This is a genomic window from Pseudomonas sp. ML96, from assembly GCF_000761545.1.
Taxonomy (GTDB): Bacteria; Pseudomonadota; Gammaproteobacteria; order Pseudomonadales; family Pseudomonadaceae; genus Aquipseudomonas.
This window is the reverse complement of record NZ_JPMY01000002.1, coordinates 130,770-151,935: the sequence shown is the minus strand read 5'-3', so window position 1 is coordinate 151,935 and position 21,166 is coordinate 130,770. Positions and strand designations below refer to the sequence as shown.

General features: G+C 66.5%; 18 protein-coding genes. 8 read left to right on the top strand and 10 right to left on the bottom strand.

Annotated elements, in window-relative coordinates; translation table 11 throughout:
- Window positions 1-45 precede the first annotated feature (45 nt).
- Window positions 46-1,242 (bottom strand): CaiB/BaiF CoA-transferase family protein, encoded by a 1,197-nt coding sequence (locus tag IP89_RS00900; protein WP_043307013.1) that lies wholly within the window; start codon window positions 1,240-1,242, stop codon window positions 46-48.
- Window positions 1,243-1,448: 206 nt separating this feature from the next.
- Between IP89_RS00900 and IP89_RS00895 the strand changes: the two genes are divergently transcribed.
- The 4 genes from IP89_RS00895 (at window position 1,449) to IP89_RS00880 (ending at window position 5,477) form a co-directional block, all read left to right on the top strand.
- Window positions 1,449-2,594 carry a GGDEF domain-containing protein gene (locus tag IP89_RS00895; protein WP_043307012.1) on the top strand — a complete coding sequence of 382 codons (1,146 nt, stop codon included), beginning with the start codon at window positions 1,449-1,451 and terminating at the stop codon, window positions 2,592-2,594.
- A gap of 62 nt (window positions 2,595-2,656) precedes the next feature.
- A complete protein-coding gene (locus tag IP89_RS00890) occupies window positions 2,657-3,196 on the top strand; it encodes a YaeQ family protein (protein WP_043307011.1) in 540 nt (179 codons plus the stop codon).
- A gap of 66 nt (window positions 3,197-3,262) precedes the next feature.
- Window positions 3,263-4,978 (top strand): single-stranded-DNA-specific exonuclease RecJ, encoded by a 1,716-nt coding sequence (recJ, locus tag IP89_RS00885; protein WP_043307010.1) that lies wholly within the window; start codon window positions 3,263-3,265, stop codon window positions 4,976-4,978.
- Between the two features lie 61 nt (window positions 4,979-5,039).
- Window positions 5,040-5,477, top strand: a complete 438-nt coding sequence (locus IP89_RS00880) for a nucleoside deaminase (protein ID WP_043307009.1) — start codon at window positions 5,040-5,042, stop codon at window positions 5,475-5,477.
- Window positions 5,478-5,589: 112 nt separating this feature from the next.
- Here the strand turns inward: IP89_RS00880 and IP89_RS00875 are convergent, their stop codons facing one another.
- The 8 genes from IP89_RS00875 to IP89_RS00840 form a co-directional block, all read right to left on the bottom strand.
- Window positions 5,590-6,063, bottom strand: a complete 474-nt coding sequence (locus tag IP89_RS00875) for an ester cyclase (protein WP_043307008.1) — start codon at window positions 6,061-6,063, stop codon at window positions 5,590-5,592.
- 238 nt (window positions 6,064-6,301) lie between these two features.
- Window positions 6,302-7,726: a gamma-aminobutyraldehyde dehydrogenase gene (locus tag IP89_RS00870; RefSeq protein WP_043307007.1), complete on the bottom strand. Its 1,425-nt coding sequence runs from the start codon at window positions 7,724-7,726 to the stop codon at window positions 6,302-6,304.
- Window positions 7,727-7,793: 67 nt separating this feature from the next.
- Window positions 7,794-8,600, bottom strand: a complete 807-nt coding sequence (locus IP89_RS00865) for an ABC transporter permease (protein WP_043307006.1) — start codon at window positions 8,598-8,600, stop codon at window positions 7,794-7,796.
- Entirely contained in the window at window positions 8,590-9,531 is a 942-nt protein-coding gene (locus IP89_RS00860; protein WP_052080900.1) for an ABC transporter permease, read from the bottom strand. The genes IP89_RS00865 and IP89_RS00860 overlap by 11 nt, the downstream gene beginning before the upstream one ends.
- A gap of 1 nt (window position 9,532) precedes the next feature.
- Window positions 9,533-10,567, bottom strand: coding sequence for an ABC transporter ATP-binding protein (locus IP89_RS00855; protein WP_043307005.1), 1,035 nt, complete (start codon window positions 10,565-10,567; stop codon window positions 9,533-9,535).
- Window positions 10,568-10,878: 311 nt separating this feature from the next.
- Window positions 10,879-12,030, bottom strand: coding sequence for a putative ABC transporter substrate-binding protein YdcS (ydcS, locus tag IP89_RS00850; RefSeq protein ID WP_043307004.1), 1,152 nt, complete (start codon window positions 12,028-12,030; stop codon window positions 10,879-10,881).
- A 72-nt stretch (window positions 12,031-12,102) separates the two neighbouring features.
- Window positions 12,103-13,557: a gamma-aminobutyraldehyde dehydrogenase gene (locus IP89_RS00845; RefSeq protein ID WP_043307003.1), complete on the bottom strand. Its 1,455-nt coding sequence runs from the start codon at window positions 13,555-13,557 to the stop codon at window positions 12,103-12,105.
- Window positions 13,558-13,694: 137 nt separating this feature from the next.
- Window positions 13,695-14,606 (bottom strand): LysR family transcriptional regulator, encoded by a 912-nt coding sequence (locus tag IP89_RS00840; protein WP_043307002.1) that lies wholly within the window; start codon window positions 14,604-14,606, stop codon window positions 13,695-13,697.
- A gap of 194 nt (window positions 14,607-14,800) precedes the next feature.
- Here IP89_RS00840 and IP89_RS00835 point away from each other — a divergent pair, with 194 nt between their 5' ends.
- A complete protein-coding gene (locus IP89_RS00835; RefSeq protein WP_043307001.1) occupies window positions 14,801-15,538 on the top strand; it encodes a tellurite resistance TerB family protein in 738 nt (245 codons plus the stop codon).
- A 4-nt stretch (window positions 15,539-15,542) separates the two neighbouring features.
- On the opposite strand, the gene IP89_RS00830 is transcribed toward IP89_RS00835, so the two are convergent.
- Window positions 15,543-17,171, bottom strand: coding sequence for a sensor domain-containing diguanylate cyclase (locus tag IP89_RS00830; protein WP_043307000.1), 1,629 nt, complete (start codon window positions 17,169-17,171; stop codon window positions 15,543-15,545).
- Between the two features lie 150 nt (window positions 17,172-17,321).
- Here IP89_RS00830 and IP89_RS00825 point away from each other — a divergent pair, with 150 nt between their 5' ends.
- The 3 genes from IP89_RS00825 (at window position 17,322) to lysS (ending at window position 21,114) form a co-directional block, all read left to right on the top strand.
- Window positions 17,322-18,263: an autotransporter domain-containing protein gene (locus IP89_RS00825; protein WP_081963128.1), complete on the top strand. Its 942-nt coding sequence runs from the start codon at window positions 17,322-17,324 to the stop codon at window positions 18,261-18,263.
- Window positions 18,264-18,438: 175 nt separating this feature from the next.
- Window positions 18,439-19,534 (top strand): peptide chain release factor 2 gene (gene prfB, locus IP89_RS22655; protein WP_156114955.1). Its coding sequence is split into 2 segments (ribosomal slippage): window positions 18,439-18,510 and window positions 18,512-19,534, totalling 1,095 coding nucleotides; the frame shifts between segments, so codons are not numbered across the junction.
- Between the two features lie 77 nt (window positions 19,535-19,611).
- Window positions 19,612-21,114, top strand: coding sequence for a lysine--tRNA ligase (lysS, locus tag IP89_RS00815; protein ID WP_043306999.1), 1,503 nt, complete (start codon window positions 19,612-19,614; stop codon window positions 21,112-21,114).
- Window positions 21,115-21,166 lie beyond the last annotated feature (52 nt).

The window sequence follows — 21,166 nt, the reverse complement described above, 5'->3', positions numbered from 1 at the left end:
TATTTCGGCAACCGCACTGGCGCCTGGATGAACGCGGGTGTCGCTTCAGATGGCGCCGCCGGCCTTCAACTCGGCGATACGCTCGGCGCTGTAGCCCAGCTCGCTCAGCACCTGGGCGTTGTGTTCACCCAGCTGCGGCCCCGTCCATTCCACGCCGCCGGGCGTCTCGGACAGCTTGGGCACTATCCCCGGCATCTTGAATGGCTTGCCGTCCGGCAGCTTGGCGCTGAGGAACATTTCGCGGGCGAGGAATTGCGGGTCGGCGAACATGTCCTCGGCGGAGTAGATGCGGCTGGCCGGCACCTCGGCGCGCACCAGCACGGCTTCAACTTCGCTGAGTGGCAGACTGGCGGCCCAGCGGTCGATCACGCCGTAGAGTTCGTCGCGGCGGGTGTCGCGGCCGGCGTTGTCGGCCAGCGCCGGGTCATCGGCCAGATCGGCTCGGTCGATGGCGCGCATGAAGCGCTGGAAAATCGCATCGCCATTGGCGCCGATCTGGATATGTTTGCCGTCGGCGCAGGTGTGAATGGAGGAGGGAGTGATGCCAGGCATGATGTTGCCGGTGCGCTCGCGGATGAAACCGAACACGTCGAACTCCGGCACCATCGACTCCATCATGGCGAAGATCGCTTCGTACAGCGCCACGTCCACCACCTGGCCCTGACCGCCGTTGACCTCGCGGTGCCGCAGCGCCATCAAGGCGCCGATCACGCCCCACAGCGCGGCGATGGAGTCGCCGATGCTGATGCCGGTGCGCACCGGCGGACGATCCTCGAAGCCGGTGATATAGCGCAATCCACCCATGGATTCGCCCACCGCGCCAAATCCCGGCTGGTCCTTCAGCGGCCCGCTCTGGCCGAAGCCGGACAGGCGCACCATCACCAGCTTCGGGTTGAGTGCATGCAGCACGTCCCAGCCCAGGCCAAGCTTCTCCAGCACGCCGGGACGAAAGTTCTCGATCAGGATGTCCGCCTCGGCGAGCAGCTTCTTCAGCACCTCGCGACCTTCCTCATGCTTGAGGTTGAGGGTGATCGAGCGCTTGTTGCGCGCCTGCACGAACCACCACAGCGAAGTGCCCTCGTACAGCTTGCGCCACTTGCGCAGCGGGTCGCCGCCATCCGGTGACTCCACCTTGATCACCTCGGCACCGAACTCGGCGCAGATGCGCGAGGCGAATGGACCGGCGATCAGGGTGCCGAGCTCGACCACTTTCAGACCGGCGAGGGGTTTGGCTTGGTTCATCGGAGCATCCAGGCGTGAGAAGTGCCGGCGACTGTAGCGCCTGCCGCGCGAGGGCGACAGGCTTTTGCGTGATGGCAATTTGATGCCTGTTGCTGGCGGATGCCCGCCGCAGAGCGTACAGTCGGTTCTTTTTTGACCGATCGTTTAGTAATTCGCCCCATGCTTTGCCTATCTCTTTGCCACCCTGACGCCAGGGCGCATGCGCCATGCAGCTGAACCTCGCCACCCTGGTGCTGCTGGATATCTACATCCTGACCCTGGTCGGCGTGCTCATGCTGCATGCCTGGAGCCGCGGGCGTGACAGCACGCTTGGCTACCTGTCGGGTGGCCTGCTGGTAGGGGCACTGGGCACGTTGCTCGGCAGCCTGCGCGAGATGAATATCGACTGGGTGCCGATTGTGCTTGGCAACGTGCTGATCCTGCTCAGCGCGGCGTTGACCTGGACCTCGCTGCGAGTGTTCGCCGGCCGACGGCCGAGCGTCGTGGCCATATTGGCCGGTCCGGCGCTGTGGATGCTGCTGTGCCTGGTGCCGGCGTTCTACCAGTCGCTGCCGGTGCGGATCACCGTAGCCTCGTTGCTGATGGCCGCGTATGCCGGGCTCGGCGCCTGGGAACTGTGGCGCCGGCGGCGAGTGCTGGAGGTGGATGTGCGCCCGGCCTTGCTGCTGGCGTCGATCCACATGGGCTTTTATGTCGTGCGCGCCTTTGTCGACTCCAGCCTGCCATTCGCTTCCAGTGGGCAGAGCACGCCGTTCTTCTCGCTGGTGGTGCTGGAGACCCTGCTCTACGTGATCGGCCTGGCGTTCGTGACCCTGGCGATGGTCAAGGAGCGCGCCGAGCTGCGTTACAAGAGCGCCGCCCTGCGCGATCCGCTGACCGGCATCGGTAATCGCCGCGCCTTCGTCGACGCCGCCGAGCTGCAGCTGGGCGAATGCGCGCGGCGGCATTTGCCGGCGGTGCTGCTGCTCTGCGACCTCGACCACTTCAAGCGGCTCAACGACAGCTTCGGTCACGCCGCCGGCGACCAGGCGCTGGCCGAGTTCGGCCGCATTCTCGCCAGCCGCTCGCGTCAGCAGGACCTCTGCGCGCGCATCGGTGGCGAGGAGTTCGTCTGCCTGCTGACCGGGGCGGATGCCCAGGCCGGGCTGGCGCTGGCCGAGCGCATTCGCCGCGAGTTCGCCGAGCTGCCGTTCGTCGCTGAAGATCAGCTCAGCGTGAGCATCGGCGTGGCCGTGGCGCAGGACGCCGGACACGAGCTGAACCGCCTGCTGCTGCAGGCCGACCAGGCGCTGTACGCGGCCAAAGCGGCCGGGCGCAACCGCGTGGAGCTGTATCGGGCGGAGCAGCGCTAAGCAGGAAGTGAGGCGAATCGGTTAGACTTGCCGCCTTCCCGAATCAGCCAAGAAGCCCGCCCATGGCCCTGCAAGCCACGCCCTACAAAGTCGAACTGAACCTCACCGACCTCGACCGCAACGTCTACGAGAACCTGCGGTTCACCGTGGCCAAGCACCCCTCCGAGACCGAGGAACGCCTGTGCGTGCGGCTGATCGCCTACGCCCTGTGGTACCACGAGCAGCTGGCATTCGGTCGCGGCCTGTCCGACGTCGATGAGCCGGCGCTGTGGGAGAAGAGCCTGGACGACCGCGTGCTGCACTGGATCGAAGTCGGCCAGCCGGATGCCGAGCGCATCACCTGGTGCTCGCGCCGTACCGAGCGTTTCAGCCTGGTGGCCTACGGCAACCTGCGCGTGTGGCAGACCAAGGTGCTCGACGGCGTGCGCAGCCTGAAGAACATCAACGTGGTCGGCGTCGACCAGGAAGCGCTGGAGAACCTGGCCCGCGACCTGCCGCGCTCGGTGAGCTGGAGCGTGATGATCAGCGACGGCCTGCTCTACGTCACCGACGAGCGCGGTCAGCACGAGATTCCGCTGGAGTGGCTGCACGGCGAGCGTTGATCGCTCGCAGCGCTTTCCACCGCACCGCCGATTCACCCGGGTTCGCCCGCCCTACATGGTTGTTCCATGCGCATCGATCTTCGCCCGCTACCTGCCTCACTGCCTGACTTGGGCGAGCTGCCGCCCCTGCTGACCCGCCTGTACGCCGCCCGCGGCGTGCAGTCCGCCGCCGAGCTGGACAAGGGCCTGGCGCGGCTGATTCCGTACCAGCAGCTGAAGGGTATCGATGGTGCGGTGGAGTTGCTGGTGCAGGCTCTGGAGCAACGCCAGCGCATTCTCTATGTCGGCGACTTCGACGCCGACGGCGCCACCGCCAGCTCGGTCGGCGTGCTCGGCCTGCGCATGCTCGGCGCCGCGCATGTCGACTACCTGGTGCCAAACCGCTTCGAGTATGGCTACGGCCTGACTCCGGAGATCGTCGCCGTAGCCCTGGAGCGCCGGCCCGATCTGTTGGTGACGGTGGACAACGGCATCTCCAGCGTCGAGGGCGTGGCCGCGGCCAAGGCCGCCGGGCTCAAGGTGCTGGTCACCGACCACCACCTGCCGGGCCCCGAGCTGCCGGCGGCCGACGCCATCGTCAATCCCAACCAGCCGGGCTGCGACTTCCCGAGCAAGGCGCTGGCCGGGGTCGGGGTGATCTTCTACGTGCTGCTGGCCCTGCGCGCCAGGCTGCGCGAGGTCGACTGGTTCGCCCGCGCCGGCATTGCCGAGCCGAACCTGGGCGAGCTGCTCGACCTGGTGGCGCTGGGCAGCGTGGCCGACGTGGTGCCGCTGGACGCCAACAACCGCATCCTGGTGCACCAGGGCCTGGCGCGTATCCGCGCCGGCCGAGCGCGTCCGGGGCTCAAGGCCATTCTCGACGTGGCTGGGCGCCAGGCGGCGCGCATCAGCTCCACCGACCTCGGCTTCATTCTTGGTCCGCGCCTGAATGCGGCAGGTCGTTTGGACGATATGAGTCTGGGCATCGAGTGCCTGCTATGCGACGACGAGGCGCTGGTGGCGGACATGGCCCAGCAGCTCGACGACCTGAACAAGGACCGCAAGGCCATCGAGCAGGGCATGCAGCGCGAGGCGCTGGCCCAGCTCAAGGACCTCAGCCTGGAGGACATGCCGTTCGGCCTGTGCCTGTTCGAGGCGGACTGGCACCAGGGCGTGATCGGCATCCTCGCTTCGCGCCTCAAGGAGCGTTACCACCGCCCGGCCATCGCCTTCGCCGACGCCGGCGACGGCCTGCTCAAGGGTTCGGCGCGTTCGATACCGGGCCTGCATATCCGCGATGCGCTGGACGCCGTGGCGGCGCGCCATCCGGGGCTGATCAGCAAGTTCGGTGGCCACGCCATGGCCGCCGGCCTGTCGCTGCCGCAGGAGAACTACGGTGCCTTCGCCGCCGCCTTCGATGCCGAGGTGCGCCGCCAACTCAGCGAGGACGACCTCACCGGGCGCCTGCTGTCCGATGGCCAGCTGGGCGTCGAGGAGTTCCACCTGGAGCTGGCCAAGTCCCTGCGCCACGCAGGGCCGTGGGGCCAGCACTTTCCCGAGCCGCTGTTCCATGGCGTGTTCCAGATCGTCACCCAGCGCGTGGTGGGCGAGAAGCACCTGAAGCTGGTGCTCAAGACCGAGTGCGGCGGGCAGACCCTGGACGGCATCGCCTTCAACGTCGACCGCGAGGTCTGGCCCAACGCCAGCGTGCGCTGGGTGGAGCTGGCCTACAAACTGGACGTCAACGAGTACCAGGGCCGCGAGAGTGTGCAGCTGCTGGTGGCGCACCTCGCACCGCGCTGAGTCTGTGCGCTAAGGTTGGGTGGCGGCGCGAGCCAGGCCGCGAACCCAACGAGGAGCGCATATGGACCCCTTCATGCAAGCCGCCATCGAGGAAGCCCGCCAGGGCCTGGCCGAGGGTGGCATTCCCATCGGCTCGGTGATCGTGCATGACGGCCGCATCATCGGCCGTGGCCACAATCGTCGGGTGCAGCAGGGCAGCGCCATTCGTCACGGCGAGATGGATGCCTTCGAGAATGCCGGCCGCCAGCCGGCGCGGGTCTACCGCGAGGCGGTGCTCTACACCACGCTGTCGCCGTGCGCCATGTGCAGCGGGGCGATCCTGCTGTACGGCATTCCACGGGTGGTGATCGGCGAGAACCGTACCTTCCTCGGCGAAGAGGCGCTGCTGCGCGAGCGCGGCGTACAGCTCGAGGTGCTGCAGGACGCCGAGTGCATACGGCTGATGGAGGAATTCATCGCCGCCAAGCCGGAGCTGTGGAACGAGGATATCGGCGAGTAGCGTGGCGCCCGCAGGGCGCCCCGCTTTGTGGTTCGATCTCGCGAGCTAGAGCCAGGCTAGGCCTAGGCGGCCCTTTTCCAACAACGCATGGCCGACGCGCAGCAGATCGGATTTACCAGCCGAGTTGCTTGTTGAAGCCCAAGGCATCGTAGTAATCGCCCTGGTAGGCGATCTTGCCGTCCTTGATGCGGATGAAACTGACGCCTTCGAACACCAGCGGCTTGCCGGTAGCCGGGGTCTCCGCGCTCCAGGCGCCGCTGTTGGTGCCGCTGAACTTCCACTGGAAGGCGATGCCGTCGGCGCTGACGATGGGCGCGCTGGTCATCTCCCACTTCAGGTCCGGCACGGCGCCGACGAAGACCTTGATCACGTTGTCGCGGGCGGCGGCCTTGCCGTTCTGCGGCGTGCCGACGGTGGCGTCGAAGTACACCGCGTCTTCGGCCAGGAAGGTCGCGGCCTTATCGGCGTCGTGGGCGTTCCAGGCGGCCATGTAGCCGTCGACTATGGCCTTGGCATCGGCCGCCTGGGCCAGGTGGGCGAAACAGAACAGCGACAGCAGGGATAACGCTCTGACGAGATGACGCATGCTTGCCTCCGTGCGGGCGTACCCGCGGGTTGTGGGCCGGCTGGCCCGAAATCGGCGTAGCGCTGCCCGCGAGCGGTGCCGAGCACCGCCCGTGGAGCAGAAAAACATTGGAGTTATCTGAGCGTCGCGCGCGCCGGCAGGGCTAGGCGGTCAGAGCCGAGAAAGCGGAATGTACTGAAGTACATGAGCATTTCGAGGTTCTGGCCAACAACGCCCGGCCAAGTGCGCGGCGCTCAGATCAGTGCTTGATCATCACGTGACGGATGGCGGTGTAGTCCTCCAGCCCGTACATGGACATGTCCTTGCCGTAGCCGGAGAGTTTCAGGCCGCCATGCGGCATCTCGCTGACCAGCATGAAGTGCGTGTTGACCCAGGTGCAGCCGTACTGCAGGCGCGCCGACAGGCGATGGGCGCGGCCGACGTCGCGGGTCCACACCGAGCTGGCCAGACCGTACTCGGAGGCGTTGGCCCAGGCCAGGGCCTGCGCTTCGTCGTCGAACGGGGTGACCGAGACCACCGGGCCGAACACCTCGCGTTGGACGATCTCGTCGCTCTGCTTGGCGCCGGCGAGCACCGTGGGCAGGAAGAAGAAGCCGTTGCCGGCCGGGGCCTTGCCGCCGGTGACCACCTCGATGTGTGACACCGCGCTGGCGCGCTCGACGAAGCCGGCCACGCGCTGGCGATGCACCTCGGTGATCAGCGGGCCGAGCTCGGTGCTGGCGTCGTCCTGCAGGCCGTGCTTGATGCTGCCCACAGCTGCGCCGAGGGCGGCGACGAACTTCTCGTAGATGCCCTTTTGCGCGTAGATGCGGCAGGCGGCCGTGCAGTCTTGCCCGGCGTTGTAGAAGCCGAAGGTGCGGATGCCCTCGACGGCGGCGTCGATGTCGGCGTCGTCGAAGATGATCACCGGCGCCTTGCCGCCCAGTTCCATGTGCATGCGCTTCACCGAGGCAGCGGTGCTGGAGATGATCTTCGAACCGGTGGGGATCGAGCCGGTCAGCGAGACCATGCGCACCTTGGTGTGGTTGACCAGCGGCTCGCCGACGGCGGCGCCACGGCCGAACACGATGTTGACCACGCCGGCGGGGAAGATAGCGGCGATCAGCTGACCCAGGCGCAGGGCGGTCAGCGGGGTCTGCTCGGAGGGCTTGAGCACCACGCAGTTGCCGGCGGCCAGGGCCGGGGCCAGCTTCCAGGCGGCCATCATCAGCGGGTAGTTCCACGGCGCGATGGAGGCGACCACGCCGATCGGGTCACGGCGGATCATCGAGGTATGGCCCGGCAAGTACTCGCCGGCGGCAGAACCCTGCAGGCAGCGCGCGGCGCCGGCGAAGAAGCGGAACACGTCGGCGATGGCGGGCAGCTCGTCATTGCGTGCGGCGGCGTAGGGCTTGCCGCAGTTCTGCGACTCCAGGCGGGCCAGTTCGTCGGCGTTGGCGTCGATGGCATCGGCCAGGGCCAGCAGCAGGGCGGAACGCTGGCCCGGAGTGGTCTGCGACCAGTCGTCGAAGGCGGCGTCGGCGGCGCGCACGGCGGCGTCGATCTGCTCGGCGCTGGCCTCGGGAATCTGTACCAGGGTGCTGCCCAGGGAGGGGTTGAGCACCGGCTGCGCGGCGCCCAGGCCATCGACCAGTTCGCCGTTGATCAGCAGTTTGGTTTGCATCGCATAAGCCTCGCTATCGGGTTTGCATGAATGGGGCCCCTCGCCACGGCCGGCGAGGGGGAGGGAGTCACTTGCCGCTGCCGGCCACGCCTTCGCCGCCCTTGGTCAGGTAGTAGGCGCCGAGGATCGGCAGCATGGTCACCAGCATCACCGCCATCGCCACCACGTTGGTCACCGGCACGTCGCGCGGGCGGGCCAGCTGGTTGAGCAGCCACAGTGGCAGGGTGCGCTCGTGGCCGGCGGTGAAGGTGGTGACGATGATCTCGTCGAACGACAGGGCGAAGGCCAGCATGCCGCCGGCCAGCAGCGCCGAGCCGAGGTTGGGCAGGACGATGTAGCGGAAGGTCTGCCAGCCATCGGCGCCCAGGTCCATGCTGGCTTCGATCAGGCTGTGGCTGGTGCGGCGGAAGCGGGCGATGACGTTGTTGTAGACGATCACCACGCAGAAGGTGGCGTGGCCGATGACGATGGTCAGCAGGCCCGGCTCGATGCCGAAGGTCTTGAACGCCGAGAGCAGGGCGATGCCGGTGATGATGCCGGGCAGGGCAATCGGCAGGATCAGCATCATCGAGATGCTCTCCTTGCCGAAGAAGTCGCGGCGGTACAGCGCTGCCGCGGCCAGGGTGCCGAGCAGCATGGCGATCAGCGTGGCGATGGCGGCCACCTGCAGCGACAGCTTGATCGCCTCGAGCACATCGGCGCGGGCGAAGGCCACGGCGAACCAGCCCAGGGTCAGGCCCTTGGGCGGAAAGCTGAAGCCGGCGCTCTCGCTGTTGAAGGCGTAGAGGAAGATGATCAGGATCGGGAAGTGCAGGAATACCAACCCGCCCCAGGCGGCCAGTTTCAGGCCCCAAGAAGCTTTCTCAGAGTGCATCGAAGGCCCCCAGGCGTTTGACGACGGACAGGTACACGGCGATCAGCACGATCGGCACCAGGGTGAAGGCGGCGGCCATCGGCATGTTGCCGATCGAGCCCTGCTGCGAATACACCATGTTGCCGATGAAGAAGCCGGGCGGCCCCACCAGCTGCGGCACGATGAAGTCGCCGAGAGTCAGGCTAAAGGTGAAGATCGAACCGGCGGCAATGCCCGGGATCGACAGCGGCAGGATCACCTGCAGGAAGGTCTGCGCCGGGTGCGCGCCAAGGTCGGCCGAGGCTTGCAGCAGCGACGGCGGCAGGCGCTCCAGCGAGGCCTGGATCGGTAGGATCATGAACGGCAGCCAGATGTAGACGAACACCATGAAGCGGCCAAGGTGCGAGGTCGACAGGGTGTTACCGCCGACCCCGGGAATGCCCAGCACGAACTCCAGCACGGGCTGCAGGTGCAGTGCCTGGATGAACCACATGGCCACCCCGCCCTTGGCCAGCAGCAGGGTCCAGGCGTAGGCCTTGACGATGTAGCTGGCCCACATCGGCAGCATTACCGCGATGTAGAAGAATGCCTTGGTCTTGCCGGTGGTGTAGCGCGCCATGTAGTAGGCGATGGGGAAGGCCACCAGGCCGCTGGCGATGGACACGGCGATGGCCATGCTCACGGTGCGCAGGATGATGTCGAAGTTGGCCGGCTGGAACAGGGCCTTGAAGTTGGCCAGGGTCAGGTCCGGGGTGACCGTCATGCTGAAGTCGTCGAAGGTGTAGAAGCCCTGCCACAGCAGGGTCAGCAGCGAACCCAGGTAGATCGCGCCGAACCACAGCAGCGGCGGAACCAGCAGCAGCGACAGGTACAGGGTCGGTTTGCGGTAGAGCAGGTCGGAGAGGCGCCGCAGCGCGCCGCCTCCTCCTTGCACGGTGATGGCCTGGCTCATCTCAAGCCTCCTCGCGCAGCGCGACCATGGCGCTGCGGGCCCAGCGCGCGGTTACGCGCTGCCCCGGCTGGCTGGGCGCATCGCTCTGGCCCCAGTGATTGTTGGCCTGGCTCACGGCGAAGTTCTGCCCGTTGTCCAGTTGCAGCTCGTAGCGGGTGGCGGCGCCGAGGTACTGAATGTCGTGCAGCAGGCCGCTGATCTCCACCTCGTCGCTGGCCGGCAGGCTGCTGCCGTTTTCCACCAGGCGCACATGCTCGGGGCGGATCGACAACGGCTGCGTCGAGCCGGCGATGCGCACGGCTAGTTCGCCCTTGAGCACGTTGCTGGTGCCGACGAACTCGGCGACGAAGGCGCTGGCCGGCTGCATGTACAGGTTGCGCGGGGTGTCGACCTGCTCGATGCGGCCCTTGTTGAACACCGCCACACGGTCGGACATGGACAGCGCCTCGCCCTGGTCGTGGGTGACGAAGATGAAGGTGATGCCGAGCTGGCGCTGCAGCTTCTTCAGCTCGCTCTGCATCTGTTCGCGTAGCTTGAGATCCAGCGCACCGAGCGGCTCGTCGAGCAGCAGCACGCGCGGGCGATTGACCAGGGCGCGGGCCAGGGCTACGCGCTGGCGCTGGCCGCCGGACATGGCCGCCGGCTTGCGCGAGCCGAAGCCGCTCAGCGCCACCATGCCCAGCGCCTCCTCGGCACGGGCCAGGCGCTCGGACTTGCCGACGCCCTTGACCTTGAGGCCGTAGGCGACGTTCTCCAGCACGTTCATGTGCGGGAACAGCGCGTAGTCCTGGAACACCGTGTTGACGTCGCGGCGGTAGGGCGGCAGGCCGGCGGCCTCCTCGCCGTGGATGCGGATGGAGCCGGAGCTGGGTTGCTCGAAGCCGGCGATCAGGCGCAGGCAGGTGGTCTTGCCCGAGCCGGAGGGGCCGAGCATGGAGAAAAATTCGCCGTCCTGGATGTCGATGGACACCCGGTCTACGGCTTTGACGTCGCCGAACACGCGGGACACATCGGTGAATTGCACTGCAAGGGTCATCTCGAACACTCCAGGAAAAAAGCCACCCACCACCCCTGCCAGGGTTTTGCCGACACGGGGCAGGAGCGTCGGTGGTGGGTGTACAACGGTGAAACCAATGGCTTGGAATGGATGGCTGGAGAAGCTGTTATCCAGCCGCCGTTCAGATCGGCCCAGGGAGAGGCTTCTTCCTGGGCAACGCCGAGGTAGCGCTGAGCGAGCGGTTCGTGGGCAAGGCGTCCCGCAGCACGAAGCGAGACATACCGCCGGGTAGGCGAGCTTCGTGCGAGGACACAACGCCGCCCACGGACCGCGCAGCCAGCGCGGAACCCTTATCTACCGCCCATGATGGCGATGTAGTCCTGGGTCCAACGGCTGTAGGGCACGTACTTGCCACCCTCGGCCTGCGGGGTTTTCCAGAAGGCGATCTTGTCGAAGTTGTCGAAGCCGTTGGTCTTGCAGCCTTCGGCGCCGAGCAGGGCGTTGTCCTTGCACGCGGCGGGTACCGCCGGCAGCGAGCCGAACCAGGCGGCGACGTCGCCCTGGACTTTGTTGGTCAGCGACCAGTCCATCCACTTGTAGGCGCACACCGGGTGTTTGGCCTCGGCGTGCAGCATGGTGGTGTCGGCCCAGCCGGTTGCGCCTTCGCTCGGCACGGTGGAAGCGATCGGCTGCTTCTCCAGTTGCAGGGCGTTGACCTGATACGGCCAGGCGCTGGAGGCGACCACGCCTTCGTTCTTGAAGTCGTTCATCTGCACGGTGACGTCGTGCCAGTAGCGATGGATCAACGGCTGCTGCTGGCGCAGCAGGCCGAGCACGGCGGCGTACTGCTCCTCGGTGAGCAGGTAGGGGTCCTGAATGCCCAGCTCCGGCTTGTGCGCCTTCAGGTAGAGGGCGGCGTCGGCGATGTAGATCGGGCCGTCATAAGCCTGCACGCGGCCCTTGTTGCTCTTGCCGTCGGCCAGGGTCTGCTCCTCGAACAGTACCTTCCAGCTGGTCGGCGCTTCCTTGAAGGTGTTGCTGTTGTACATCAGCACGTTCGGGCCCCACTGGTAGGGTGTGCCGTAGTGCTGGCCGGCAACGGTGTGCCAGGGCGCTGTTTTCAGGCGCTCGTCGACGTTCTTCCAGTTGGGGATCAGGTCGACGTTGACCGGCTGCACGCGCTTGCCGGCGACCAGGCGCAGCGAGGCGTCACCGGAGGCGGTGACCAGGTCGTAGCCGCCCTTGGCCATCAGGCTGACCATCTCGTCGGAGGTGGCGGCGGTCTTGACGTTGACCTTGCAGCCGCTGTCCTGCTCGAACTGGGTGACCCAGTCGTAGCCCTTGTCGGTTTCGCCGCGCTCGATGTAGCCGGGCCAGGCGATGATGTCGAGCTGGCCTTCGGCCTTGCCCAGGGACTTGAGCGGTTCGGCGGCCTGGATGGCGGTGCTGGCCAGCAGGGCGGTGGTCAGTGCGCTGAGCACTGCGGTCTTGTGCGCGGACATCGGTATTCCCTCTTTTTTGGACGTGTTGTTAGGGGCAGTGAAATGTCGTCGGCGCAGCCCGCCGAGCTCGAATCAGTCTAGTTGTTGTCCATGGCGCGCCATGATGTGGCGCACCACGCTGTAGTCCTGCAATGAGTCGCTGGAAAGGTCCTTGCCGTAGCCGGAGCGCTTGAGCCCGCCGTGGGGCATCTCGCTGGCCAGCATGAAGTGGGTGTTGATCCAGGTGCAGCCGTATTGCAGGCGGCCGGCCAGTTGCATGGCCTTGTCCAGGTTCTGCGTCCACACCGAGCTGGCCAGGCCGTACTCGGAGTCGTTGGCCCAGTCCAGCGCCTGGCTCAGCTGGTCGAAACGGGTGACCGTGACCACCGGGCCGAACACCTCGCGCTGGACGATCTCGTCGCTCTGCCGGCAGCCGGCCAGCAGGGTCGGCTGGTAGTAGAAGCCAGGGCCGGAATGCACTGCTGCGCCGGTGACGCGCTCGATATGCGGCTGGCCCAGGGCGCGCTCGACGAAGCTGGCCACGCGGTCGCGCTGGCGGGCGCTGATCAGCGGGCCGATCTCGTTGTCGGCGTCCTTCTTGCGGGCGAAGCGAATGCTGGAGACAGCGTCGCCCAGCTCGGCTACCAGGCGGTCGTGGATGCCGGCCTGGGCGTAGATGCGGCAGGCAGCGGTGCAGTCCTGCCCGGCGTTGTAGTAGCCGTGGGTACGGATGCCCTGGATCACCGCGTCGAGGTCGGCGTCGTTGCAGACGATCACCGGCGCCTTGCCGCCCAGTTCCAGGTGCGTGCGTTTGAGGGTGCGCGCGGCGTTCTGCAGGATCTTCTGGCCGGTGACGATATCGCCGGTCAGCGACACCATGCGCACCCGCGGGTGGCTGACCAGCTGGCTGCCGACGCTCTCGCCACCGCCGCAGACGATGTTCAGCACACCGGGCGGAAGGATGTCGCGCAGCGCCGGGGCCAGCGCCAGGATCGACAATGGCGTGTGTTCCGAGGGCTTGAAGATCAGCGTGTTGCCGGCGGCCAGGGCCGGGGCGATCTTCCACGCGGCCATCATCAGCGGGTAGTTCCACGGTGCGATGGAGGCGACCACGCCGACCGGGTCGCGGCGCACCATGCTGGTGTGGCCGGGCACGTACTCGCCGGCCAGCTGGCCCTGCTGGCAGCGCACGGCGCCGGCGAAGAAGCGGAATACATCGGAGCTGGCCGGGATATCGTCCTGGCGCGCCAGGTGCAGCGGTTTGCCGCAGTTCAGCGACTCCAGCGCGGCCAGCTGTTCGGTGAGGCCGTCGATGGCATCGGCGATGGCGAGCAGAGCAGTGGAACGTTGTGCGGGCGTGGTGCGTGACCAGCTGGGGAACGCGCGATGGGCCGCCTGCACGGCGACCTCCAACTGTTCCAGCGAGGCCTCGGCGACGCTGCACAGCACTTCGCCGCTGGCCGGGTTGAGGATGGCCTCGGCGACGCCTTCCCCGCCGACCAATTGGCCGTCGATCAGCAATGCGCTGTGCAGGGTGGGCGTGCTCATCTTCGCGTTTCTTCTGTTATTGGTTGCGGCTGGCATGGCGACTCCAGAGCGGTTCGGAGTGCCTGCGTCCATAAGGAAGCGAGACTAGATTCCGACACCTAGGCTTACAAATTCTAAATACTGAAAGCTGCATTCGATTAAATCGAAACCTTGCGGCTGGCCGGTTGTTCGCGGGCCAGGGTCAGGAACGGATCGACCAGCAACGGCCGTGCCGTGCCGCGACGCCAGGCCAGGCCGACGTCGAGCGGCTCGCCCAGATCGACCAGCGGGCGGGCCTCGATGATGTCGCCTTCCAGCGACCAGGGCCGGTAGGTCATGTCCGGCTGGATCGACAGGCCGAGGCCCGCCGCCACCAGACTACGCACGGCCTCCACCGAAGCGGTGCGCAGGCTGACCTGTGGCGTCAGCCCGGCGCGGCTCCAGATGCGCTGGGTGTGCAGGCCCATCTCGTCGGCGTTGAGCTGGATCAGCGGCTCGCTGGCCACATCGGCCAGGCTGATGCTGTCGCGCTCCAGCAGCGGATGCCGTGCCGGCAGCCACAGACGGTGCGGCGAGTGGGTCAGTACCTCGGTCTGCAGGGCGTGGCGGTCTTCCAGGTTGGACAGGATCAGCACGCCGACGTCGATCTCGCCGGCCACCAGCAGGTGCTCGATATAAGGGCGCTCGTCCTCGACCACGCGGGTCTGCACGTTGGGGTAGGCGCGCTGGAAGCGGGTGATCAGGTCGGCCAGGTAGTAGCCGGCCACCAGGCTGGTCACGCCGATGGTCAGGCTGCCGGCGACCTGGTCGGTGCTCTGCTGCAGGCTGCGCTTGGCGTTCTCCACCGTGGCCAGGATCAGGTGTGCCTGGCGCAGGAACTGGTGGCCCTGGTGCGTCAGGTTCATGCCCTTGGCGTGGCGATTGAACAGGCTGACGCCGATCTCCTCTTCCAGCTGCTGGATGGCCAGGGTCAGGGTCGACTGGGAGATGAACACCGCCTGGGCGGCGGCGGAGATAGAACCGGTCTCGGCGACGGCGATGAAGTGGCGGATCTGGCGCAGGGTCATCATGGCAAAGCGGTCCGTGCTGGGGTTCTGGATTATGGTTTATCGAAAATAGATAAAGCCGTTCTTTTTATTCGAAAGGAAAGGGCTTTTCCCTGCCGCCTGCAATATTCGGAAGCACAGCCCCGGCTGCGGCCGGCAACCCGCGGGCTAGAATCGGGTCACTTCCATGGATCGGTTAACCCTGAAGGAGGGCTCAGATGAATACCCGTGGACTGCTCGACCAGTTGCTCAAATCCGGCCAGGACCTGCTGCAGCAGAAGTCCGGAGGTTCCTCGTCGGCCGGTGGCCTGGGCGGCTTGCTCGGCAGCGTGACCGGTGGCAGCAAGGGCGGCGGCGGTGACCTCGGCACCCTGCTCAAGGGCGCCGGTGGTGGCGCGTTGGCCGCAGGGGCCCTGGGCCTGCTGCTGGGCAACAAGAGTGCGCGCAAGGTCGGCAGCAAGGTGATCACTTATGGCGGCCTGGCCGCGCTCGGCGTGATCGCCTACAAGGCCTACGGCAACTGGCAGGCGCAGCAGCAGGGCAGCGCCCAGCCGCGCGTCGAACCGCAAACGGTGGACCGCCTGCCGGCGCCGCAGGCCGAAGTGCATAGCCAGGCCATCCTCAAGGCGCTGGTGGCGGCGGCCAAGGCCGATGGCCACGTGGACGCCAAGGAGCGTCAGCTGATCGAGGAGCAGATCGGCGCGCTGGCCAATGACCCGGAGCTGGTGCGCTGGCTGGATGCCGAGCTGAACAAGCCGCTCGACCCGGCCGAGGTGGCGCGCGCCGCCAGCACTCCGGAGATGGCGGCGGAGATGTACATCGCCAGCGTGTTGATGGTCGACGAGGAGCACTTTATGGAGCGTGCCTACCTCGAGGAACTGGCGCGCCAGCTCAAGCTCGAACCCGCGCTCAAGGCCGAGCTGGAAGCGCAGGTGCGCCGCGAGCTGGTCGGCTGATGCTTCAGGCGGGGTTCTGGGATGCGTCCTGGAACTCCGCTCTATTACGCCCGGCGTGCTTGGCCCGATACAGCGCCTGATCGGCCAGCTCCAGGGCGCCTTCCAGCTCCGGGTGATCCAGCGGCCAAAGCGCGCCGCCGATGCTGCAACCCACGCGCACCTCATGACCGTCGATCAGTACCGCTTGCTGCAGCCCGTGCAGGACGCGCTCGGCGACATGGCGACTACGCTCCTGCGCTTCATTCTCCTGCACGCGCAGCACCATGACGAACTCGTCGCCACCCAGGCGCGCCACCAGGTCGCCGTCACGCACGCAGCCGCGCAGGCGCACGGCGACGTGCTTGAGCAGTTGGTCGCCGGCGGCATGGCCGAGGCTGTCATTGACCGGCTTGAAACCGTCGAGGTCGAGGTAGAGCAGGGCCAGGCAGCTCTCCCGGCTTTTTGCCAGCAGCAGGAAGCGCTCCAGCGCCGCGCGGTTGGCCAGGCCGGTGAGGTTGTCGCTGTGGGCCTTGCTGTCGAGCAGGCCGAGGGCGTTCTGTTGGTAGGTCAGGCTCTCCACCAAGTGGCGGATCGACTTGCTGAGCATGGCGATCTCGCGCGGGCTGTCGAGTTCGGGAATCTCGGCGATGCGGCCGGCGCTGAGGCTGTCGGCGGCCTTGGCGATGCTGCGCAGCGGGCGGGTGAAGTAGCCGGTCAGCAGCCAGCCGACGCAGGCGAAAAGTACTGCCAGGCCGACACCCCAGAGCACGATGTTGGTGCTCAGCTCGCGAGCCGGCGCGTAGGCTTCGTCGAGCGCCTGGCGGGCCACGACGATCCAGCCGAGCCCTGCATAGTTTTCGTAGCCGCGGCTGCTGGCGACGCCGGTGACGTACTCGCCGTCCGGCCATTGCTGTATGGCCCAGTTGCCGCCTTCGTCGATGGGGCGTTGCAGGGCCTGCAGTTCGAGCTTCTGGCCGATCATCGCCTTGGGCCCGAGGAGGATGGTGTGGTCGCGGCCGAGAATGAAGAACTCGACATTGCGCCGCTTCTGGATCGGCTCCAGCAGCTCGCTGCGCACTTCGTCCGCCCAGCCCCAGGACAGGTGGCAGGCCAGCACCCCGGCCAGTTTGCCGTCCACGCCGTAGACCGGCAGGCTGATGTCGACGAATTTCATTGGCTCGCCGCTGGGGTTGGGCAGCAGCTTGGCCAGCAGCACGGCCTCGTGCACATCGCCGATGAACAGGCCGCGATAACCCTGGATATAGACCGGGCGCTGGGCCAGGCTGACGCCGCCGAGGATGCCGCCGCTGGAGGCCAGTACCTTGCCTTCTGGGTCGGTGAAGCCGATCCAGGCGATGCTGGGAATCTCCTGCTTGAGGCGGTCGAGCAGGGCGCGAATCTGCACCGGATCGTTGGGTTCGCGCAGCACCTGCAGGCTGCCGAGTACCTGCAGGTAGGCGGCGCGGCTGGCCATGTCGCGGTCCAGGCGGTCGATCATCTGCAGCGAGACTTCGGTCAGGTCGCGGCCGACTTCCTCGCGGATGCGCTGGCTGGAGTCGTTGCCGATCAGGCTGCCAAGCAGCCAGCTGAGCAGGGTCACCAGCAGGGCGATGAGCAGGGCGAAGTGGCTGCGGAGGCTGAATACAGGGGGCATCGGACTGCGGCTCCCGAGGTTGCGAGCGGTCATTCGGCGCGCCAGGCGCTACCGTTGAGCTTAGTTGAAAGGGCTGCGGCGGTATTCCATACAAGATGCTGTTGCGCTGCAATTATTCGCACGCTGGAATGGGGTTGGAGGCAAGGGTTTATGCGTTTGTGGTCATGGCCACTGGGTTTGCTGAGCGCTCTGGCGGTGCTGCCGGCGCAGGCCGAGCAGGCGCTGCTGGAACAACGTGCGCTGCTGCTGGACGACAGCCGCCTGCCGCGCGAGGCGGCGCTGGATCGCCTGCAGCAGGTGCGCTTCGCCTTTCGCGAGGCGCAGGCCGAGCCGGGGCAGTGGCCGGTCTGGACACGGGCCTATGGGCTGCGCGGCTCCTGGGACGGTGGCCTGGAGCGCCATGGCGAGGGGCTGATCGTCGGGCTGGACCGGCCTTTGGCTGGTCAATGGATCGGTGGCGGACTGCTCTCGCTCTCCCGCTCGCGCCTGGATGCCGACGATGGCGCAGCGAACAGCGACGACACCCATGTCGGCTTGTATGCCGCCACCCGCGTCTATAACCAGCTGGGCTTCAAGCTCGGCGCGCTGTACGGCCAGCATCGCCTGGACAGTGGCAGCGACCATGCCAGCGCGCGCAGCTGGCAGCTGTTCGGCGAAAGCAGCTTCGCCATCGACTTTCGCGATTTCACCCTGGAACCCTTCGCCGGCCTGGCCCTGGTGCAGCTGGACAGTGGCGCGCTGCGCAGCAATGGCATGCGCCTGGCCGGGGCGGACGAGGAGGGGGGGTACTTGACCTTGGGCTGGCGCCTGGCCGCGCCCTGGTACTGGCAGCAGCGCAAGTGGGTCGGTCGCGCCAGCCTGGCCCTGCGTCAGGATCTGGGCAGCGACCGACTGGACGGTGAGGCCACCACGGATAGCGGCGCTGTCCTGCAGCTGCAGGGCCGCGAGTTCGAGCGCAGCAGCCTGCGCCTGGATCTGGGGCTGGACCACCAGCTGCGCGGCGATATCTACCTCGGCCTGACCTACGCCGGCCAGTACGCCGAGGACGCCCGCGACAATGCCCTGGCGGCGCGACTCAGCCTGAAATTCTGACGCGGCCCGCCGGTCAGTGGGCGGGCTGCCAGGGCGCGTGCACTCGGGTATACTCGCGGGCTTTTCCGAACCTTTTGCGGTCGCGGCCAGTGCCGTGCCCGGTCGAGCCCTTGTCCTGTATGGCTCGATCGGCGCTTGTCGTCGCCCCGCAGCTTGCCCGAGAGTGCTGCCCACCATGGAAATCAATCCGATCCTCAACAGCATCAAGGACCTGTCCGAGCGCACCCTGTCTATTCGGGGGTATCTTTGACTACGATCAGAAGCATGATCGTCTGGTCGAAGTAAACCGCGAGCTCGAAGACGCCAACGTCTGGAACAACCCCGAGTACGCCCAGAACCTGGGCCGTGAGCGCGCCACCCTGGCGCAGATCGTCGAGACTCTGGACGACCTCACCAGCGGCCTGGCCGACTCCCGCGACCTGCTGGAGATGGCGGCCGAGGAGAACGACGAAGGCGCGGTGAACGACGTCGCTGCCGAAGTCGAGCGCCTGCGCGAGATCCTCGAGAAGCTGGAATTCCGCCGCATGTTCAGCGGCGAAATGGACGCGAACAACTGCTACCTGGACATCCAGGCCGGCTCCGGCGGCACCGAGGCCCAGGACTGGGCCAACATCCTGCTGCGCATGTACCTGCGCTGGGCCGACAAGCGCGGCTTCGACGCCACCATCATCGAGCTGTCCGAAGGCGAAGTCGCCGGCATCAAGGGCGCCACCGTGCATATCAAGGGCGAATACGCCTTCGGCTGGCTGCGCACCGAGATCGGCGTGCACCGCCTGGTGCGCAAGAGCCCGTTCGACTCCGGCGCCCGTCGCCACACCTCGTTCTCGGCGGTGTTCGCCTCGCCCGAGATCGACGACAAGGTCGAGATCGAGATCAACCCGTCCGACCTGCGCATCGACACCTACCGCTCCTCCGGCGCCGGCGGTCAGCACGTGAACACCACCGACTCGGCGGTGCGTATCACCCACGTGCCGACCAATACCGTGGTGGCGTGCCAGAACGAACGCTCCCAGCACGCCAACAAGGACACCGCCATGAAGATGCTGCGGGCCAAGTTGTACGAGCTGGAAATGATGAAGCGCAACGCCGCCTCGCAGGCCCTGGAAGACTCCAAGTCCGACATCGGTTGGGGCCACCAGATCCGCTCCTACGTGCTCGATGACTCGCGCATCAAGGATCTGCGTACCGGCGTCGAGCGTAGCGACTGCCAGAAGGTCCTCGATGGCGACCTCGACCAGTACCTCGAGGCCAGCCTGAAGCAGGGCCTTTGATTCACACCCGCCGGAGTGAGCGCGGCTCGCTCCGGCCAGTAACCCCTTTGATTTAGATGCCAGGCAGATAGACGACCATGAGCGACCAACAACTCGACCAGCACGAACTGCAACAGGAAGAAAACAAGCTGATTGCCCAGCGCAAAGAGAAGCTTGCTGCCGTCCGTGAGCAGGGCAATGCCTTCCCCAACGATTTCCGCCGCGACAGCCTGTGCGCCGACCTGCAGAAACAGTACGCGGAGAAGACCAAGGAAGAGCTGGAAGCCGCTGCCATCCCGGTCAAGGTTGCCGGTCGCATCATGCTCAACCGTGGCTCGTTCATGGTCATCCAGGACACCTCCGGGCGTATCCAGGTCTACGTCAACCGCAAGACCCTGCCCGAAGAAACCCTGGCCGCAGTGAAGACCTGGGACATGGGCGACATCATCGCCGCCGAAGGCACCCTGGCCCGCTCCGGCAAGGGCGACCTGTACGTGGAAATGACCAACGTGCGCCTGCTGACCAAGTCGCTGCGCCCGCTGCCGGACAAGCACCATGGCCTGACCGACACCGAGCAGCGCTATCGCCAGCGCTACGTCGACCTGATCGTCAACGAGGAAGTGCGCGACACCTTCCGCGTGCGCTCCCAGGTGATCGCCCACATCCGTCGTTTCCTCAATGACCGTGGTTTCCTCGAAGTGGAAACCCCTATGCTGCAGACCATCCCCGGTGGCGCCGCGGCCAAGCCCTTCGAGACCCACCACAACGCCCTGGATATGCAGATGTTCCTGCGTATCGCCCCGGAGCTGTACCTCAAGCGTCTGGTGGTCGGTGGCTTCGAGAAGGTCTTCGAGATCAACCGCAACTTCCGTAACGAAGGCGTTTCGACCCGGCACAACCCCGAGTTCACCATGCTCGAGTTCTACCAGGCCTACGCCGACTACGAAGACAACATGGACCTGACCGAGGAGCTGTTCCGCGAGCTGGCCCTGGCGGTGCTTGGCACCACCGACGTGCCGTACGGCGAGAAGGTGTTCCACTTCGGCGAGCCGTTCGTGCGCCTGTCGGTGTTCGACTCGATCCTCAAGTACAACCCGGAAATCACCGCTGCCGACCTCAACGACATCGACAAGGCCCGTGCCATCGCCAAGAAGGCCGGTGCCAAGGTCCTCGGCTTCGAAGGCCTGGGCAAGCTGCAGGTGATGATTTTCGAGGAGCTGGTCGAGCACAAGCTGGAGCAGCCGCACTTCATCACCCGCTACCCGTTCGAAGTCTCGCCGCTGGCCCGTCGCAGCGACGACGATCCGAGCGTCACCGACCGCTTCGAGCTGTTCATCGGTGGCCGCGAGATCGCCAACGCCTACTCCGAGCTGAACGACGCCGAAGACCAGGCCGCGCGCTTCCTGCAGCAGGTGGCCGACAAGGACGCCGGTGACGATGAGGCCATGCACTACGACGCCGACTTCGTCCGTGCCCTGGAGTACGGCATGCCGCCGACCGCCGGTGAAGGCATCGGTATCGACCGCCTGGTGATGCTGCTGACCAACTCGCCGTCGATCCGCGATGTGATCCTCTTCCCGCACATGCGCCCGCAGGCTTGATCGCCAGCGGCGAAACGGGCACCGTTGCAGCAGGAGTGGCGTCTGGCCATCC

Coding starts and splice junctions, on each gene's coding strand:
- IP89_RS00900 (WP_043307013.1), bottom strand. CDS start 1,242: ATGAACCAAGCCAAACCCCTCGCCGGTCTGAAAGTGGTCGAGCTCGGC.
- IP89_RS00895 (WP_043307012.1), top strand. CDS start 1,449: ATGCAGCTGAACCTCGCCACCCTGGTGCTGCTGGATATCTACATCCTG.
- IP89_RS00890 (WP_043307011.1), top strand. CDS start 2,657: ATGGCCCTGCAAGCCACGCCCTACAAAGTCGAACTGAACCTCACCGAC.
- recJ (WP_043307010.1), top strand. CDS start 3,263: ATGCGCATCGATCTTCGCCCGCTACCTGCCTCACTGCCTGACTTGGGC.
- IP89_RS00880 (WP_043307009.1), top strand. CDS start 5,040: ATGGACCCCTTCATGCAAGCCGCCATCGAGGAAGCCCGCCAGGGCCTG.
- IP89_RS00875 (WP_043307008.1), bottom strand. CDS start 6,063: ATGCGTCATCTCGTCAGAGCGTTATCCCTGCTGTCGCTGTTCTGTTTC.
- IP89_RS00870 (WP_043307007.1), bottom strand. CDS start 7,726: ATGCAAACCAAACTGCTGATCAACGGCGAACTGGTCGATGGCCTGGGC.
- IP89_RS00865 (WP_043307006.1), bottom strand. CDS start 8,600: ATGCACTCTGAGAAAGCTTCTTGGGGCCTGAAACTGGCCGCCTGGGGC.
- IP89_RS00860 (WP_052080900.1), bottom strand. CDS start 9,531: ATGAGCCAGGCCATCACCGTGCAAGGAGGAGGCGGCGCGCTGCGGCGC.
- IP89_RS00855 (WP_043307005.1), bottom strand. CDS start 10,567: ATGACCCTTGCAGTGCAATTCACCGATGTGTCCCGCGTGTTCGGCGAC.
- ydcS (WP_043307004.1), bottom strand. CDS start 12,030: ATGTCCGCGCACAAGACCGCAGTGCTCAGCGCACTGACCACCGCCCTG.
- IP89_RS00845 (WP_043307003.1), bottom strand. CDS start 13,557: ATGAGCACGCCCACCCTGCACAGCGCATTGCTGATCGACGGCCAATTG.
- IP89_RS00840 (WP_043307002.1), bottom strand. CDS start 14,606: ATGATGACCCTGCGCCAGATCCGCCACTTCATCGCCGTCGCCGAGACC.
- IP89_RS00835 (WP_043307001.1), top strand. CDS start 14,801: ATGAATACCCGTGGACTGCTCGACCAGTTGCTCAAATCCGGCCAGGAC.
- IP89_RS00830 (WP_043307000.1), bottom strand. CDS start 17,171: ATGCCCCCTGTATTCAGCCTCCGCAGCCACTTCGCCCTGCTCATCGCC.
- IP89_RS00825 (WP_081963128.1), top strand. CDS start 17,322: ATGCGTTTGTGGTCATGGCCACTGGGTTTGCTGAGCGCTCTGGCGGTG.
- lysS (WP_043306999.1), top strand. CDS start 19,612: ATGAGCGACCAACAACTCGACCAGCACGAACTGCAACAGGAAGAAAAC.